The following is a 14,297-nucleotide window of genomic DNA, read 5'->3' as shown; positions in this document are numbered from 1 at the left end:
GGAGTTGAGGAGTTGAGGAGTTGAGGAGTTGAGGAGTTGAGGAGTTGAGGAGTTGAGGAGTTGAGGAGTTGAGGAGTATAAAGATTAAAAAATAAAAACAGAACACACTATTCTTTAATTTGAAAAGAATTAAATATTTATTAAAATGAAAATATTCGGTTTTGAAAAATTAAATGTTTGGCAAAAGTCAAGGCAACTGTCAAAAGAAATCTATATAGAAACAAAAAAATTTCCAGACACAGAAAGATTTGGCCTCATTAGTCAGATGCGACGTTGCGCAATTTCTATTTCTTCAAATATAGCTGAAGGCTCTGGAAGACATACATCAAAAGATAAAGCCCGTTTTACAGAAATAGCATATGGATCTGCACTTGAACTATTAAATCAAATAATTCTTTCAAACGATTTAGGGTTTATTCCTGAAGAAAAATATAATTACATCAGACAATCTATATCTGAGATTACAGCGATGCTTGACGGACTTAGAAAATCTCAATTAAAGAACTAGCCATGAAGACTACTACTAAACATATCAACACATCGACACATCGACATACCTCAAAATAAAAGCAATCTAATCATGAAACAAATACTTTTGACAGTTATAGTACTCATATTAATATCCTGTGGTGGAGATAAACCACAATCTATAGAAGCTATTATAGAAGCTGGTAATGTAAAAGCTTTAAAAGCTAAGAAAGCTGAGTTAAGCACACAAGCAGCAACAATAGCTACAGAACTTGCTCAAATAGAAAAAGCAATCGCAGAAAAAGACCCTACTGCCAAAAAAGAAGTTCTTGTGACTACAATGACAGTAAAAGACACCTTATTTAATCACTATGTTGAAATTCAAGGTAATGTTGAAACTAAACAAAATGTACTTATCTATCCTGAATACCAAGGCACATTAGTCCGTGTAAACGTTAAGGAGGGACAACGTGTTTCTAAAGGCCAAATCCTAGGACGTATAGATGACGGTGGGTTAAGTAGTCAATTAGCTCAATTACAAACACAAGCTGCACTTGCGAAAACTACTTTTGAAAGACAAGAACGTCTTTGGAATCAAAAAATAGGATCAGAGATACAATACTTACAATCTAAGTCTCAGTATGAGTCTGCAGAAAACATGGTAAATCAGATGAAAAGTCAGTTAGGAAAAACCGCAGTAAGAGCACCTTTTACGGGAACTATTGATGAAGTAATTACAGAACAAGGAACTGTCGTTGCGCCAGGTATGGCATTATTTAGAATTGTAAACTTAAATAATATGTACGTAAGTGCAGAGGTTCCTGAAACCTATCTTACAACTGTACGCAAAGGGAAAGATGTACGTGTATTTTTTCCTGTACTTAATGAAACCATAGAAGCTAAAATTAGACAAGCTGGAGATTACATCAATCCATCTAACAGAAGTTTCCCTATAGAAGTAGGCGTTCCTAATAAAAAAGGAAACATAAAACCTAATCTTACAGCTAGGTTATCTATAAATGATTACACCGCAGATAATGCAGTTCTTATTCCTTTAAATGTTATTAATGAAAATGCAGAAGGAGAGCAGTATGTATATACCGCTTTCGCGAAAGCAGACAACAACACAACCGTTGCTAAACAACAAATTATTACTACAGGTAAATCCCAAGGTGATAAAATAGAAGTGCTTTCAGGGCTTAAATCTGGCGACCTTATTATAGTAGAAGGTGCACGTTCTGTAAAAGATAATCAAGAAGTACGAATCTTAACATACTAAGACTATGAGTGCAAAGAAAAAAAAGAATGTAAATAAAGAGTTCGGCATCTCTAGCTGGGCGATAGATAATCCTACGATTATTTATGTGCTAATGGCCTTGTTTTTAGTATTAGGAATGAGCGCTTACTTAAGTATGGCAAGAGAAAACTTCCCTGAGATTAATGAAACTAAGATCTATGTATCTGTCCCTTACCCAGGAAATACGGCAGAAGATATTGAACGTCTTATTGTAGATCCATTAGAAGATAAGTTACAAAACCTATCTGGCGTAGAAGAGGTTCTTTCAACTTCTCAAGAAGACTATGCTATTATTACAGTAGAGTTTGACTACAGAATGGATGTGCAAGCAGCCAAACAAAAAGTAAAGGACGAAGTAGATAGTGAAACGGCAAATGAAGATTGGCCCACCTTTAATGGAGCAAAAGTAGAGCCTAATGTTTTTGATTTAAGTATCTCTGAAGAAACACCTATTCTTAACGTAAATGTTTCTGGAGATTACCCAGTAGATAAACTTAAAGAGTATGCAGAATATCTTCAAGACGAAATCGAAAGTCTTAAAGAAATAAAAGAAGCCACCATTCGTGGAGCGCAAGAACGAGAAGTAGAAGTTGCTGTAGACATCTACAAGATGATGGCTGCAAAAGTAAATTTTGACAATGTACTGGGAGCTATCAGTAATGGTAACATGACACTCTCAGCTGGAAATTTAATTTCTAGTGGTCAGCGCCGTAATATTCGTATCCTAGGCGAGATAGACACTCCTGAACAACTAGAAAATTTTGTTGTGAAATCTGAAAATGGAGCGGTATACTTAAAAGATATTGCTACTGTTACTTTTGCTGAAGAAGACAAAACCACCTATGCACGTGACCTAACGCTAGAAAAGGGAGAGTCTGTAAATGATGATGAAGTAAGTGAAAGTGTGGTCATGCTAGATGTGAAAAAACGTTCTGGAAAAAACATGATCGCTGCTGTAGAACAAATTACAGAGATTATTAAAAAAGCTGAAACAGAAGTTTTTCCTCCAGATGTAAAAATCACCACAGCAAATGACCAAAGTGCTAAAACAGAAAATCAAGTAAATGATCTTGTAAACAATATCATTTTCGGGATTATTCTTGTGGTAGGTGTTCTTATGTTCTTCCTAGGATTTAAGAATGCGCTGTTTGTAGGGTTTGCAATCCCTATGTCTATGTTTATGAGTTTTATGATTCTAAACTTGATGGGATATACCATGAATACCATGATCTTATTTGCGTTGATTATGGGACTAGGAATGCTCGTAGATAATGGAATTGTGGTTGTAGAGAATGTATACCGTCTTATGGATGAAGAAGGTATGTCTCGTATAGAGGCTGCCAAAAAAGGGATAGGTGAGATTGCATTTCCAATTATTATTTCTACGCTTACTACTGTAGCCGCATTTGTACCGCTTGGATTATGGCCAGGTCTTATGGGACAGTTTATGATTTACTTCCCAATTACACTTTCAGTAGTATTAGGGTCGTCATTATTTGTCGCTATTTTTATTAACTCGATGCTGGTGTCTCAGTTTATGAAAACAGATGAGAAACCGCTTACGGTAAAAATACTCCTTCGCATTTCACTTATTATGCTTCCAATAGGTCTAATGATTCTTTTTCTTGGAGGGTCTATAAGAGGGTTTGGCTCATTAATTTTAGTGACTATTGCCTTAATGTGGATATACAAATATGTATTACATAATGCTGCTGAAGTTTTTCAACGTCGTTTCTTAACATGGCTAGAAAACAAATACCGTAACTTCTTAGGATGGGCGTTACGTGGATGGAAGCCAATTATATTTGTAGGAGGCATATTTTTACTCTTATTTATGACATTTGGAGCATTTGGAGGTTCTGTAGGTGCTGGACGTACCGCTATTGAATTCTTTCCAGATAATAAACCAAATCAGATTATCACCTATATAGAATATCCAGAAGGAACAGATATCAAAAAAACCAACGCAATTACTAAAGAAATAGAGCGTCGTATTTTTAAAGTCTTCAATGATCAAGAATATCTAGAAGGTGAAGATTATAATGCGCTAGTAGAAACTTCTGTTTCTCAAGTAGGTGAAGGTGCTGGAAATCCTCAGACAGATGGAGGAAGTTCGGCAGAAATGCCACATCGTTCAAAGATTACTGCGACCATGCGAGAATATAAATTCCGTAATGGTGCCGATAGTGAAGCATTACGTTTTAAAGTACAAGATGCCTTAAAAGGGATTTATCCTGGTGTTGTGATTACTGTAGAGAAAGATGCCGCTGGGCCTCCGCAAGGATATCCTATTAACCTAGAGTTACAGGGTGACGACTATGGAGAACTTATCGTCGCTGCAGAAAAAATGCGAAACTATATTAACTCACGTAATGTTCCTGGAGTAGATGAATTGAAAATTAATGTAAATAGAGGAAAACCAGGCACCGAAGTGATCGTAGATCGAGAAAAGGCTGGAGAACTAGGTGTTGCTGTAGGTCAAGTAGGGATGCAATTACGCCGTTCTATCTTTGGAGATAAAGCAGGTGTTTACAAAAAAGACGGAGAAGATTATGATATCTATGTACGTTTTAAAGAAGATCAACGCTATGATAATTCAGCTTTATTTAACCAGAATATCATTTTCAGAGATCAAGCCAGCGGACAAATCAAAGAAATCCCTGTTGCTGCCGTCACAACTACAAAAAACACCTCTTCCTTTAGCGCCATTAAACACCGTGATTCTAAACGTGTGGTTACTGTCTATTCTGCACTTGCCCCTGGCTTTATAGACGCTGGGATTGTAGTAAATGACATTCAAAAAGAAATGAAGAATTTTGATTTACCTAAAAGTATTCAAGTAAACTATACAGGTCAAATTGAGAAACAAAAGAAAGAACAAGATTTTTTAAATTTTGCTTTCTTAGCAGGACTAGGACTCATCTTTTTCTTATTAATCTTCCAATTTAGCTCTATTTCAAAACCAATCATTATCATGATTGCTATTTTCTTGAGTTTCATTGGTGTTTTTGGAGGGATTATTATTAGTGGTTCTTCTTTTGTGATTATTATGACGATGATGGGTATTATTTCACTCGCTGGAATTGTAGTAAATAACGGTGTAGTACTTCTTGACTATACGCAATTATTGATAGATCGTAAGGAAGTTGCTTATGGGCTTGAAGGCAAACAAATGCTAGATAAAGACATCACGAAACAACTTATTATAGAAGGAGGTCGTGCACGTTTACGTCCTGTATTACTTACTGCAATTACAACGGTACTAGGATTAATACCATTAGCCATTGGAATAAACATTGACTTCTTTGGATTATTTCAAGATTTTGATGCTGGAATTTATGTAGGAGGTGACAATGTAATTTTCTGGGGACCTTTAGCTTGGACGGTAATTTATGGTCTTATTATCGCTACATTTCTAACCCTTATTATTGTTCCCTTACTCTACTATATTGTATACAGAATTAAACTTTATTTTAGAGGTGCTGCAGTTATAGATAATGGTCAAGAAGAAACAACAATTGTTGATGATGAAGCACTTGCAGATGCGCTAGATAATAGTATAATGGATAGTGAATCTTTTGATTATCCAATCCCCGAAGGTGAATAAGCACCCCCTATTTATTCCCTTTAAAAAACGCCAGTATACTACTGGCGTTTTTGTTTTTACATAGCCTCCATTTAGGCAACCATTTTAAGTGTTTTTAGGTACGCTTTCGCGAAAGCGTATAGAGTTTTAACACAACATCAAAGGTACATTTGATTGATTTTCCGTAAATTAAAGGGAACCAAAAAGATATTACGATGTTAAAATTTGCACTACCCGTACGTTATGCAATCGCTTTAAGTGGTTTGCTTATTAGTTATTTTCTGCTCATTTCTCTCTTTGGATGGCATACAAATCCGTTGTTTAGTTTATTTAATGGCGTGATTACAGCTTTTGGAGTCTATGAGGCTATTAAAGGATATAAACTAAGGAAAAATGACGCATTCACCTATGCCGATGGTTTTACCACTGGTATTGTGACTGGATTTCTTGCTACAATACTGTTTACACTATTTTTCGGCATTTATGCAGGCAATATAAATCCTACATTTATAGATAATTTTATGGGACCTTGGGGAAGTTCTACAAGCTTAGGTATTATTTTATTTACAGTAGCTATTTGCGGATTTGCAACTACAGCAGTACTTACCCTTTCATTTATGCAACTTTTTAAACCCAGTTGGAATCTTACAAAATCAGAAAATACCACTGAGTTTGTTGGAAAGGAAGTGATAGAATAATATACTATCACATAGTATAAAAAAACTCCCGAAGTGATTCGGGAGTTTTTCATTACATAGTGGAACTAATTCTACCTAGTTTGGTTATTACTATTTATAGTAATATTTAATTAGTTATTTTCAGACAGGGGTATAGGAAGCGACGTAAACACCTGATCTCCTGCTCTATCAATAGGAAGTGTACTTTGAAGACTATACCTTCTAACATCATATAATCTAGAGTTTTCACTCCATAAGGAATATCTACGTTGTCTTAGTAATTCTGCAGTAAGTGCTTCTGGAGTATTAGGTCCTGTATAAGCATTTAAATTTGCTGAATTACGAATAACTGTAAGTGCTGTAGCTGCATCTCCTAGATTTCCTGCAAGGATACTAGCTTCTGCATATAACAGAATTAATTCTTCATTACGTAAAATATCTATAGATGATAATTGAGATGCATATAATCTCGTTTCATTAGTTCCATTAAGGTCATCTTGACCTTGAGGATCTATTCTAACAGCTGTTTTAGAAGTAACTCTTGTATCACCTGCCTCTGCTTCATTTATCCAACTATCATGAACAATAATTTGATCTCCATTAAGATCTGGTGCTCTAAATACAGGATTTGACTGATCACCAGGACTAAGGCTAAAAACATGTCTAGGTCCAATTGTCAAACTTCCATTAAGGTCAAAATAAGAGTTATTTATTGCTGTTAAAGCTCCATTACCATCACCAGCATATACTGCTGCCATAGCAGCTACCGCTCTATTAAAACTTACAAAGTCATTTGCCGTAAGAGGTAGTAATGCTGGAGAATTATCAGGATCTACCTGTCTTAAAACATCAAATCCACTACTTAAACCAAATATTAAAGTACCATTATTTAGATCGGATAACCCTTCATCTAACATAGCTCTAACTGCAGCTAATGCTTCTGCTTCTCCCACAATTGGACCCAAGTTATCCTCATCTGAAACATCTATTCTAGCATTTCCGTACGATTTTATAATCTGGATAAGTTCATAGGCTGCAAAAGTTTTAGCAACACCAGTATATCCAAGCGCTTCTTCAGGAGTGATAGACGATGTATTTTGTGCTGCTCCTATTAAAATATTAGCATTTTTAATACATCTATAATTTCCATTCCATTGTGCAGTACTATAAAATGAATTGTTATCAAGGCTTATACCATTTTTACCTAACAAATCACCTGTATTACGGGGATCTGCATCAAAAAGATAGAGTTCTCTTGCCATGGTTCCACTAGCTGTGGTTTCTATTCCAAGCCCATTTCTCAATGTAGATTCTACACCAACAACAAGTTCATTAAGTTGACCTATAATAGCTTCAGACTCGACACCGTCCAAACTAGGTCTATTCGGATCTATTACTTCGTCTATTGTACAGGAATTTAGTACGCTTACTAAAACGATAAGCATACTATATTTTATTATTTTTATATATCTTTTCATTGTTACAGAATTTAGAAATTAACATTTAAGTGAAAATAAAATTGACGGGAACTAGGAAATGGTGTCACTTCAATTCCGCTTGAAAGTCCTGCGCCTCCATTTACTGAGACTTCTGGATCATAACTACTATAATCTGTTATAGTAAAGATATTTCTTCCAGATATACCAATTTTAATATTCCCAACGGTTTCTCCAAATGCCTTTTCGATAACGTCTGTAGGAATTCTATAATAAATAGCAGCTTCACGTAATCTTAAATAACCTGCTGGTTCTACAAATCGAATTCCATTAGCTGGTGTCTCTAATCTAGCTTGACCTGCAGCCGTTTCAAGATCATCACTTGTTTGTCCTAAATCAGTAAGGAAACGTGTAAGGTTTAAGTTATCTCCACCTGCTTTAAGTTGTAAAAGAAATGAAATATCAAAATTTTCAAGAAGTGTAATATTATTATTAAAAGCCATCTGGAAATCAGGTTCTACATTCCCAACTTGAGTTGGCACTCCATCAATATTGGTTACGATTTGTGTAACAGGGCTCCCTTCTTCTATGAAAAATGTTCCTAATCCTAGACCAAAACCAGCTCCTGGTTGTGCAAAAGCAGGCACATCAAGTCGGGTTACTTTCGATCTATTTAGATAAAATTGAATTCCTGTATTCCACTTAAATGCATTCGATTGGAATAAATCTGCATTTATAGCAAGTTCTACCCCTTGATTTCTTAAGTCTGCAAGATTTGTCAATTCTGTTGTAAAACCAGAAGATGCAGGAAGCTGTCTTTGTAATAATAAATCGTCAACATTTTTATTATAATATGTAGCCTCAAGGTTTATTCTACTATTTAGAAAACCTACATCAAAACCTATTTCAAATTCTTTTGCTGTTTCAGGTTCTACATCTGGATCTCCTTTAAGTCCTGCTAGTGATTGTCCTATAGGTCCTCCTATATTACTTGCATTAAGACTTGTAAATGTCGATCCAAAACCAGCTGGATTTCCAGTCTCTCCATAAGCAGCTCTAAATTTAAACTGATTTACAGCATCCACATTCCAAAAATCAAAATTAGCTATATTAACAGCTACTGAAGCTTTAGGAAACCCGTATAATCTATTAGGATCTCCATTACGTGAAGATTTATCTAAACGATATCCTAATGTTCCTATAATTTTATTTTTATAATTACCTTCTACTTGTGTAAAATATCCAAAATCTTCTTCTTCTCTAAGAAATTGACTTGTTGCTTGTACACTTGTTTGCTCAAGATTTGTTTGTCCTGCAGCCAACCCAAAACCTCTAGCATTTAATACATTTGCTTCTTGGTTTAGGTAGGTAATACCAGCCTGTGATGTCAAAGCTAAATCTCCATTTAATGCATCATGATTCCATACGGCAATCGCTTGATAATTAAACTGCGTAAAATTATTTTTACCTTGCGCAACAAAACCAGGTGCTTCATTTCCTAATTGTCCTTGATGCGTTTCAGGCACATATACAAAAGTTTCATTTGCAAGGTAATCTACCCCTCCACTCAAAACAAATTTGACTCTATTTTTATCATCAGTATATAGCTTACTAGTTAAAGACAATCCTTGTATAATTCTATTATTACTGTCTTCATTTTGTGCTTGATCTCTTACAAATAAAGGGTTACCTGGATAGTTAGGATTCAATGGATAATTACCATTTTCATCAGGAAATAAATTATTCCAAGGTCTTGTAAACGCTAAACTATACCCGTAACTAAGTCCTCCTTCATTTTCATTTCCAGTAAAACTTCTGCTAGAATTACTACGCACATAATTTGTTGTAGAAGTAACATCAAATACATCAGATATTTTATGGTCAATATTTGTTCTTAAGGATAAACGATTAAAACCTGTATTTTTAATGATCCCTTCCTCATCTCGATAAGATCCTCCAATATAAAACTTCGTTTTTTCATTACCTCCTGTTACACTCAAGGCTGTTTCTGTAATAAATCCTGTTTCACCATAAATTTCATCTTCATAGTCAAAAAGTTCTCCATTTGAAGCGATAGTAGCATTAAATCTATCTAGTTCATCTTGTCCAAAAGTTTCTAACACAGATTCTGCAGTCCATGGTCTTAAACCTAAAGGGTTTGCTATTCTCGTAAATCCAAGGTCTTGTTTGAAATTAATTTTAGTTTTTCCTCCTTTTCCTCTTTTAGTCGTAATAATTACAACACCTGCATTACCACGTTGTCCATAGATAGCTGCAGCAGATGATCCTTTTAATATTTCAATATTAGCAATATCATTTGGATCTATATCCGCTAGTCGATTTCCTGCATTTTCCTCATTCCCTCTATTAGCTCCAGAAGCAAAACGTAAACCAGATGGTATTTCTACATTATTTACATAAACACCATCTATAATAATAAGCGGTTGATTATTTCCATTAATAGAAGAGACTCCTCTTAATCTTAAAGCTAGACCTCCTCCGGGAGCTCCTGATGAGGCTGTTATATTTACCCCAGTAACTTTTCCATAGAGGGCACCATCTACTGTTGTTTGACCCGTAGTTCCCACTAAATCTTCTGCACTCACAGAAGAAACGGCATTTGCAAGATTTGATCTTTTTACCGAAGAAGCTAATCCAGTTATAATTACCTCCTCTAATGATTCTGCAGATTCTGAAAGTGTAATTTGTAAGGAGGATGTAGTTGTCACTTCTTGCTCTAATGTAGAAAAACCAAGTAGTGAAAACTCTAAGGTAGTTGGAAGATTATCGACCGTTATACTAAATTTTCCGTCAAAATCGGTAGTTACTCCATTTCTAGTTCCTTTTTCAATGACATTTGCAAATGGTATTGGAACACCATTATCATCTTGCACTGTTCCTGTTATTTCATTTTGTGCAAAAGCAAAAAACGGAAGTAACATAAACAAAAGAGTCATTTTTAAACTCTTGTAATCTTGTTTCATATTGATTGATTTTTAAATTAATTTCACTAAAACTAGCAAATATTTTATCAAAATGATAATTATTATTCGTTTTTGGCATAAAAAACTAATAATACATCAATAAAATACACTTGAAATCCCTTATTTTTCGGTGTTTACTGTGTTTTTAATAAATAAATGAAAAACAGTAATTTACGGATAAACCGTACACATAGTGATTTATCCACGTATCACTTTGTTTAACATTCTGAAAATTGAACTACTTGCTAAGTTCTTGTCTAGGAAAAATAATAGAGTTCGTAAAAAATAGGGTAACACTTTATAAACATTCCTTTATTAGGTTTTACACAAAACTATTTTTGAGTATTATTAATATTAAAGAAATTGCAATAAAGAAGAATCACATAGTATCCTTACTATGGATATCATTTCAAAACTAGATATTGAACCTGTTAAATTTAATTACAGCGATACTATACTAAAATTCAAAAACGTCATATTCTATTGCTATTTCAATCTACTATTAATCAAAAACAGAATTTGACTTAACATAGTTTGACTTATATACGTTAAACTAATACACTTGGATATGAATATGATCATCATGTCTTACAGCGCGGCATCCATGATATCTGATTTTTGGGTGTGATATACGCATTCTATCTCTTAAATGTGGTTCTATAAAAATTTTAGAAATAGACGATTCCTGCGTAAGATATTGCAGCATTGTTCTCGTTCCTTTTTCAGAGAAATTTAACCCTGAGTGTATTGTTCCTAATGTCAAGTATTTTGGAAAATCGTACTTCCAATACCCTTTTGTTTTACACACTGAAATCTGATCATATTCTCCGTTTAATGGATTCACAAAAACACCGTAACCACTCACAGAGGGTTTATCATTTACCAAAGTGCCTTTTTTATCTTCATACACTAATGAGATATCTAATTTCTTCCCGTCTTTATGACTTAGATGTGGAAGTAATGGAAAGCCATTAAAAAATGGAAAATTTGCATCTAGACAATGTATTTCTACTTCTGGATATTTTTTGGTTAGTTTATCTGAAACATGTGTGAGTACTTCGTTTACTTCTGGAACTACATAATTTCTATTGGCTAGAGATGTAAAAAGTGTGTGTATCTTAACAGTCTCATTTGTTTTTATCTTTTCTCTTCCAAAAAGAGGTGCTATATAGGGAACAATACCAAAGGTGCAGAGAAGATATAGTATGATAAAAGCACTCCATTTTTTTAGTGTCTTCTTCCTATAACATAGCGTTGCAATTATATATACAACGCCTCCTATTTGTGTGATAACTGTGAGCAGTACTATCCAAATTATATTCAAAAATAATTTACCCATATATACTCGTTATATATTCTATAACGGTACGTGTGGCTCCTGTATTACTGTTTATAAAATGCCCAGCAATCATTCCTGTTTGGGATCTAAACTTTTGATCTACTATCAACTTATGTAGGATATCATCAAGTTCTTCTTGATTTGAAATTGCATATAGACCCGCTAATTGTTGTAATTTTTTTGCTTCAGGAAATTTTTCAAATTGATTCCCTATAATGATTGGGATTCCAAAAGTAGCAGGTTCTAGTATATTATGTAATCCGGTTCCTCCTAATGCGCCTCCTACATAGGCTACATCTGCATAGTTATATATTTTTGTAAGTAACCCAATGGTATCAATTATAAACACATCATACTCGGAGAGGTCTTTTCCTTCTTTTTCAGAAAACAGTATTGTTTTTACTTTCAGTTTTTGTTGTAATGCTGTTATTTTTTCTGCTTTTATTTGATGTGGAGCAATAATAAATTTTGTCTCACTCTGATGCTTATTAATAAACGTAGTAAGTACTTGATCATCTTCTGGCCATGTACTTCCACAAACCACACAAAGTTGATTTGCTTTAAATGCTGAAATAAAGTCTAATGTATTATCCATCTCTATTTGGCGAGATACACGATCAAAACGCGTATCACCACTCATCGTAACAGGATGTAAACTCAATGTTTCAGCGGCTAGTACTGAGGCATTATCTTGTACAAAGAAATGGTCAAATGCTTCAAAACTTTTCAGCATCCATTTTCCATACCATTTAAAGAACGGTTGATTTTCTCTAAAAACACCAGATAATAAAACGGTTTTAATATTTCGCTTTTTCAACTCCGTCAAATAATTCGGCCAGAATTCATATTTAATAAAAAACACTAATTCAGGGTGTACGATGTCTAAAAACAAACGAGCATTTGCTGGGGTATCAAGGGGTAAGTAGGTGGTCGCTTTCGCGAAAGCGTTATTTTTTTTAATCTCATAGCCAGAGGGAGAGAAAAAAGTAATCACAAGTTTAAATGCTGGATACTTTTTCTGTATCTCTTCCATGACAGGAACACCTTGCTCGTATTCTCCTAATGAAGCTGCATGAAACCAAATAACGCGATCTTGATCTTTTAATTGACTTCTTAGTGTTGAAAAAACATCTTTCCGTCCTTTTACAAATAGTTTCATCTTTGAACTAAATAGTCCAGAAATAGGCAAAACTGCTTGTACAATGTATATAATACTAGAATAGAGACTACGCATACATTGCTAAAATAGCGCTTTGTCCTAAAATAGATTGTTGGAAGGTGGGAGTTTTTGTATTTTCGTTACAACTTTCTTAATTGAAAACACAATCAGTCTTATCTTAATTTAAAGAGTAAAAGCTCTTGTATACCTATGAAGAAGATACAAATGGTTGACCTTAAAGGTCAATATCAAAAAATAAAAGAACGTGTAGACGCCTCTGTACTAGACGTTATTGAATCTAGTGCTTTTGTAAATGGGCCTGAAGTACATGCATTTCAAAAAGAACTTGAAGATTATCTAGGTGTAAATCATGTGATTCCGTGTGCTAATGGAACTGATGCTTTACAAATTGCTATGATGGGACTAGGATTACAACCTGGAGATGAAGTCATTACTGCCGATTTTACATTTGCTGCTACCGTAGAGGTTATTGCTTTACTACATCTTACACCCGTACTTGTGGATGTAGACCCTATTAATTTCAACATTGATATTGAAGCAGTTAAAAAAGCAATTACACCAAAAACAAAAGCAATTGTTCCTGTACATTTATTTGGAATGGCGGCTAATATGGATGCCATCATGGATCTTGCCAAAGAGCATGATTTATATGTTATAGAAGATAATGCGCAAGGTATTGGATCTACCTATACGGGGCGTGATGGTAAAAAAGTAAAGACAGGTGGTATAGGGCATGTTGGAACGACTTCTTTTTTTCCTTCTAAAAACTTAGGGTGCTATGGAGATGGTGGTGCTATTTTTACCAATGATGATGATCTTGCTCATACGATACGCGGGATTGTAAATCATGGAATGTATAAGCGTTATCATCATGATGTAGTTGGTGTAAATAGTAGATTAGATTCTATACAAGCTACGGTTCTTCGTGCAAAATTGCCTCATCTTGATGCCTATAATACAGCTCGTAGAGATGCTGCTCGCAAGTATACTGCTGCCTTTATAAATCAAGAAAAAATTATCACACCTATGATATGTGACAGTTGTGACTGTCATGTATTTCATCAATATACATTACGTATAAAGGATACAGATCGTGATGCACTTGTTGCTCATTTACAATCAAAAGATATTCCTTGCGGAGTATATTATCCTATACCATTGCATAGACAGAAAGCCTATCTAGACGAGCGTTATCGTGAAGAAGATTTTACGGTTACAAATCAGTTAGTACAAGATGTAATCTCTCTTCCTATGCATACAGAGCTTGATGATGAACAGATTGAATTTATTACCACTACTATTATTGATTTTGTAAATAAATAACCCTCTA

At 34.5% G+C, this 14,297-nt stretch carries 9 protein-coding genes; 5 read left to right on the top strand and 4 right to left on the bottom strand.

The annotated features are described in order from the left end of the window. Positions 1–145 precede the first annotated feature (145 nt). The 4 genes from Q1A60_RS20350 (at position 146) to Q1A60_RS20335 (ending at position 6,049) form a co-directional block, all read left to right on the top strand. Complete coding sequence (locus tag Q1A60_RS20350; protein WP_299769235.1) at positions 146–508, top strand: four helix bundle protein; 363 nt, start codon at positions 146–148, stop codon at positions 506–508. 72 nt (positions 509–580) lie between these two features. After that, positions 581–1,747, top strand: coding sequence for an efflux RND transporter periplasmic adaptor subunit (locus Q1A60_RS20345; RefSeq protein ID WP_299769232.1), 1,167 nt, complete (start codon positions 581–583; stop codon positions 1,745–1,747). A 4-nt stretch (positions 1,748–1,751) separates the two neighbouring features. Then, the gene (locus Q1A60_RS20340) at positions 1,752–5,372 is read left to right on the top strand and encodes an efflux RND transporter permease subunit (protein WP_299769229.1); all 3,621 of its coding nucleotides are present in this window, start codon (positions 1,752–1,754) and stop codon (positions 5,370–5,372) included. 194 nt (positions 5,373–5,566) lie between these two features. Continuing rightward, positions 5,567–6,049 (top strand): DUF4199 domain-containing protein, encoded by a 483-nt coding sequence (locus Q1A60_RS20335; RefSeq protein WP_299769226.1) that lies wholly within the window; start codon positions 5,567–5,569, stop codon positions 6,047–6,049. Between the two features lie 110 nt (positions 6,050–6,159). Here the strand turns inward: Q1A60_RS20335 and Q1A60_RS20330 are convergent, their stop codons facing one another. From Q1A60_RS20330 to Q1A60_RS20315, 4 genes are all read right to left on the bottom strand, one after another. Further along, positions 6,160–7,506 (bottom strand): RagB/SusD family nutrient uptake outer membrane protein, encoded by a 1,347-nt coding sequence (locus Q1A60_RS20330; protein ID WP_299769223.1) that lies wholly within the window; start codon positions 7,504–7,506, stop codon positions 6,160–6,162. Between the two features lie 11 nt (positions 7,507–7,517). Beyond that, positions 7,518–10,448, bottom strand: coding sequence for a SusC/RagA family TonB-linked outer membrane protein (locus Q1A60_RS20325; protein WP_299769220.1), 2,931 nt, complete (start codon positions 10,446–10,448; stop codon positions 7,518–7,520). Between the two features lie 553 nt (positions 10,449–11,001). Beyond that, on the bottom strand, positions 11,002–11,787 hold the full coding sequence (locus Q1A60_RS20320; protein ID WP_299769217.1) for a hypothetical protein: 786 nt from the start codon (positions 11,785–11,787) through the stop codon (positions 11,002–11,004). Further along, positions 11,780–13,021 (bottom strand): glycosyltransferase N-terminal domain-containing protein, encoded by a 1,242-nt coding sequence (locus Q1A60_RS20315; RefSeq protein ID WP_299769214.1) that lies wholly within the window; start codon positions 13,019–13,021, stop codon positions 11,780–11,782. Before Q1A60_RS20315 ends, Q1A60_RS20320 begins: the two co-directional genes overlap by 8 nt. Before the next feature lie 135 nt (positions 13,022–13,156). Here Q1A60_RS20315 and Q1A60_RS20310 point away from each other — a divergent pair, with 135 nt between their 5' ends. After that, positions 13,157–14,290 carry a DegT/DnrJ/EryC1/StrS family aminotransferase gene (locus Q1A60_RS20310; protein ID WP_299769211.1) on the top strand — a complete coding sequence of 378 codons (1,134 nt, stop codon included), beginning with the start codon at positions 13,157–13,159 and terminating at the stop codon, positions 14,288–14,290. Positions 14,291–14,297: the final 7 nt, after the last annotated feature.

Source organism: uncultured Dokdonia sp. (assembly GCF_947492535.1).
In the GTDB taxonomy this organism is placed as follows: domain Bacteria; phylum Bacteroidota; class Bacteroidia; order Flavobacteriales; family Flavobacteriaceae; genus Dokdonia.
This window is presented reverse-complemented; position numbering and strand designations above follow the sequence as displayed.

Bases quoted from the DNA above. Each gene is read 5' to 3' on its own strand.
- Q1A60_RS20350 (WP_299769235.1), top strand. From the start codon at position 146: ATGAAAATATTCGGTTTTGAAAAATTAAATGTTTGGCAAAAGTCAAGG.
- Q1A60_RS20325 (WP_299769220.1), bottom strand. From the start codon at position 10,448: ATGAAACAAGATTACAAGAGTTTAAAAATGACTCTTTTGTTTATGTTA.
- Q1A60_RS20320 (WP_299769217.1), bottom strand. From the start codon at position 11,787: ATGGGTAAATTATTTTTGAATATAATTTGGATAGTACTGCTCACAGTT.
- Q1A60_RS20345 (WP_299769232.1), top strand. From the start codon at position 581: ATGAAACAAATACTTTTGACAGTTATAGTACTCATATTAATATCCTGT.
- Q1A60_RS20315 (WP_299769214.1), bottom strand. From the start codon at position 13,021: ATGCGTAGTCTCTATTCTAGTATTATATACATTGTACAAGCAGTTTTG.
- Q1A60_RS20335 (WP_299769226.1), top strand. From the start codon at position 5,567: ATGTTAAAATTTGCACTACCCGTACGTTATGCAATCGCTTTAAGTGGT.
- Q1A60_RS20330 (WP_299769223.1), bottom strand. From the start codon at position 7,506: ATGAAAAGATATATAAAAATAATAAAATATAGTATGCTTATCGTTTTA.
- Q1A60_RS20310 (WP_299769211.1), top strand. From the start codon at position 13,157: ATGAAGAAGATACAAATGGTTGACCTTAAAGGTCAATATCAAAAAATA.
- Q1A60_RS20340 (WP_299769229.1), top strand. From the start codon at position 1,752: ATGAGTGCAAAGAAAAAAAAGAATGTAAATAAAGAGTTCGGCATCTCT.